Raw genomic sequence first — 3,035 nt, 5'->3', positions numbered from 1 at the left:
CGTACCCGGCCGTTAGTGAAGGTGCCCTCTCGGAGGGGCAGGTCCAGGCCTTCGTGTCGGTGAGCTACACGACGGCGTAAGGGAATCCCTGTGATCAGCCTTCACTGCCATCGGGTGTCCCTACGGGATTGTGGGCCGAGCCGAGTGGTCGTCGGTTAATGGGTGGCGACGGCCTGGGACTTTCGGGCAACCAGACTGTTTCTCCGGTTGTTGGAGATGGTGCGGTCAATAATGGCGCCGCAGTTGAAACATTTCCATGCATAGAACACGAGAAAGAAATCAGAAAATCGGTCCAACATCATCATCCCCTTGCACTTCGGACATTCCATTGATCCCTCCTCAGGTGGCTACATTCACAGCTGAGGGAAAAGTTAAGCAAGAGCTGCACCAATTTGTCATATTCCAGTATTTCAATGATTTGATGATTACGTAGTTAAGCTGAGTAGAGTATTTCCAGAAAATTGACAGTGCGGAAGGGTTGAGTCGTCAATGTTTTGTCAATGTGAGAGCGGGAAGGTAGTTGCGATGAGAATGTCTATGCCGCTTTCTTGTCCAGATAGTCGGTCGGATCGATACCGACTTGGTGTGGATACAGGATGGCTGCGATGTTTCGATGCGGTTGTTCTATTTGTCCGCAGAGATCCAGCTCTTTCGGACGAGCGAGTAATGTGTTCCCTTCGCTCCTCACCAGGAATACCAACGGCGCCAACGGCGCATGATGGTTTATCTGTTTGACGACGCCGATTTCACCGGTACTTAACTCTACGACTGATCCAACCGGATAGACCCCGACAACCTGGATGAATCGTTGGACTAACGTCGAGTCGAGATGGCCTTCCAGCGAGAGACGATAGAGAAATTGGAGGGCTTCATGAGCAGGCTTCCCCTTGTGGTAGCATCGATCACTCGTCATGGCATCGTAGACATCGACGACAGCGGTAATCAAACCAAACTGACTGATGTCTTGTTTCGCCCGCCGATGCGGATAGCCGACCCCATTCACTCGCTCGTGATGCTCAAGCGCAGGCCGTATGTATGAATCTCCCAAGCCGGTCGTGCTGTTCAAGACCTCGACGCCCCTGAGCACGTGCTGTTTCATGATCTCCATTTCATGGGCTTCGAAGCGACCGGACTTGTTCAGAACTTCGAGAGGGATCTTCATTTTGCCGATATCATGCAACAGCGTTCCGACGCCGGCCAAGTGCAACGCCGATCGGTCGAACCCGAGCCTGCGCCCCAAGGACATGGCGAGCAACGCGGTGTTGACGGAATGATAAAAGGTATATTCGTCGAATCGCTTGAGTCTCGACAAACTCGTGAGGGCATCAGAATTCCTTAAGACGCTGTCGGTCATGTCGGATACAACCTGTCGGACGGACTCAACGTCGATGGCTCGCCCAAGCCGCGTGTCATGCATCGCGTTCTGCACGATCGTCTTGGCGGCTTGATATACTTGCCTGGCGGCATGCAACTCTTCCTCGAACGGAACGATCGACCGCACCGATGCCGTGCCTTCCATGGCCGGTCGCGCAATGTCAGCGGCGATGTTCGACTCCGCTTCCGGTGTGTCCGCAATCTCATCCGCATGAAGGCTCACGATCAGAGTCCGTACCCCGCAGGATTTCAACTGGGCGATTTGTTGGCGCGAGGTGATCGTCATTTTGTGCCGGAAAAACGGCGTATCCAGCCAGGACCGATCGAGCTTTTCAACCAGCATGCCCGGCTGCAATTCGTCGATGCCAATTCGTTTGTTCATGACAATATCGGTCGAGACGGATTCTCCGGTAAGCGATATCGGTTCGCTCCCAAGAAATCTTAAACAACTATCGCGTCACTGCCGACATATCATCGAGATTTCTGGAGTTGAGCAGGTATTAGGGTGAGACGCCGGCAGTTGAACAGGAATCGCATCTCCGCCGGTTAACCTGGATATGCACTAATATCCTCCCATTCCCCCATAGCCACCTGTGCCGTAGCTGGAGGGTGAGGGAGGAGCCGTGCGACTTCGATAGGCCTGTGATTGGACGATTGCATTGTTGGCAGGTGCCAGTTCAGCCGCTTGTTTGAAATGGGTTGTGGCTTCCGACTGAAGATCCAGTTTATTGAACGCGAGGCCGAGATTGAAGTGGGCCTCGGCGAGATTCGGGTCAGCCTCGATAGCGGACAGGAAATGATCCTTGGCGATCGACCACTGTTCCATCTCATAATGAGCAATGCCGTCAGCATTGTGGCTGGCGGCGGTGGCATTGCTGCCATGCGGCGCGGACAAGGGCTGGTTCATGGCACAAGCATATTGCAGTACGACAAGACTACCGGCGACGGCAAGTCGAACGAGATCCATGATTCCCTCTAGGTTAAAAAGTCCTGTCCACCGTCACTGTGTAACCGAACAGCATGCATGGGAACACCTTGCATTCAAGCGTCTCATGCAAGATTGCTTTCAATAATGACCTCTTATTGGAGGTGATATTTGGCCATGCGGTAGCGTAGCGTGTTCCTCGTCATTTTGAGGAGTCGACTGGCTTCCGAGACATTCCCTGAAGATTTTCGCAACGCTTCTTCGAGCATCTGTTTTTCCATGTCCTGAAACGACAGCCCGAAGGCCAGTAACGACGGCTTGGGGCTCTGGCCTAGAGAATTGATCGGGGGAGCGGTTTTCACCGATGCCGGTAAATGAGCAGCCTGAATGATCTCTGCTTTACATGTGATTGTCAGCCATTCGACGACATTGTGGAGCTCGCGTACATTTCCAGGCCAATCGTGGTTTTGAAGGACAGCAAGGGCCGCCGGGGCGATGGCCTTAATACGGCATCCGCGTTCCTGCTTGGCCCGCTCCAAGAAAATCAAGAGAATGGGCTCGATATCTTCTAGCCGTTCACGCAAAGGGGGGATGCGTAGCTGATAGGCGTTCAACCGATAGTACAGATCGAGGCGGAAACGACCGGCCTTGATATGGGCAAGCAGATCCTCATTCGTGGCGGCAATGACGCGGATGTTGACCTTACAGCTGCGGGTATCTCCCAAGGGATCGATGG

4 protein-coding genes are annotated in these 3,035 nt (G+C 53.5%); all 4 read right to left on the bottom strand.

Annotation, left to right across the window (positions count from 1 at the left end; translation table 11 throughout):
• Positions 1 to 155: 155 nt before the first annotated feature.
• Complete coding sequence (locus tag ACOSYY_RS07845) at positions 156 to 329, bottom strand: hypothetical protein (protein WP_421661712.1); 174 nt, start codon at positions 327 to 329, stop codon at positions 156 to 158.
• Positions 330 to 535: 206 nt separating this feature from the next.
• A complete protein-coding gene (locus ACOSYY_RS07840) occupies positions 536 to 1,756 on the bottom strand; it encodes an HD-GYP domain-containing protein (RefSeq protein WP_421661711.1) in 1,221 nt (406 codons plus the stop codon).
• A 180-nt stretch (positions 1,757 to 1,936) separates the two neighbouring features.
• Entirely contained in the window at positions 1,937 to 2,341 is a 405-nt protein-coding gene (locus ACOSYY_RS07835; RefSeq protein WP_421661710.1) for a hypothetical protein, read from the bottom strand.
• Between the two features lie 113 nt (positions 2,342 to 2,454).
• Positions 2,455 to 3,035 (bottom strand): AAA-type ATPase lid domain-containing protein (locus ACOSYY_RS07830; protein ID WP_421661709.1); only part of this gene is annotated, 581 nt, incomplete at its 5' end.

Source organism: Nitrospira sp. BLG_2 (genome assembly GCF_049222245.1).
The sequence above is the reverse complement of the archived record's forward strand: the minus strand, read 5'-3'. Positions and strand labels throughout refer to the sequence as shown.